Origin of the sequence: Clostridium sp. DFI.1.208, assembly GCF_024463855.1 — a bacterium.
Taxonomy (GTDB): Bacteria; Bacillota_I; Bacilli_A; order Erysipelotrichales; family Erysipelotrichaceae; genus Clostridium_AQ.
Genome location: NZ_JANGCA010000298.1, coordinates 1 through 270, shown reverse-complemented (window position 1 = coordinate 270; position 270 = coordinate 1). Strand labels below are relative to the sequence as shown.

The window sequence follows — 270 nt, the reverse complement described above, 5'->3', positions numbered from 1 at the left end:
AAGAAGGAGACTGGGATACGCTGAAGAAGAAAGACGACGGCAGCTATGAATTTACGAACCTGAATCGAACGACGACATACTATCTGTGGACGAGGATCGCAGAGACGGACACCTATGATCCAAGTGCAGCAGTGAAGTCTGAGGGATTATCTCCGGCTCCGTTCATCGATTTCGGACCTTTGACGATCACAAACAGTAAGGACAGAGCGACACCGCCGAAAGCGGAAAGTGACTTCATCGTATTCCCGGATACATTGAAAAAGGGAAGCA

At 48.9% G+C, this 270-nt stretch carries 1 protein-coding gene; it reads left to right on the top strand.

Annotation, left to right across the window (positions count from 1 at the left end; all coding sequences use genetic code 11):
• Positions 1–270 (top strand): hypothetical protein (locus NE665_RS24440; protein WP_256302774.1); only part of this gene is annotated, 270 nt, incomplete at both ends.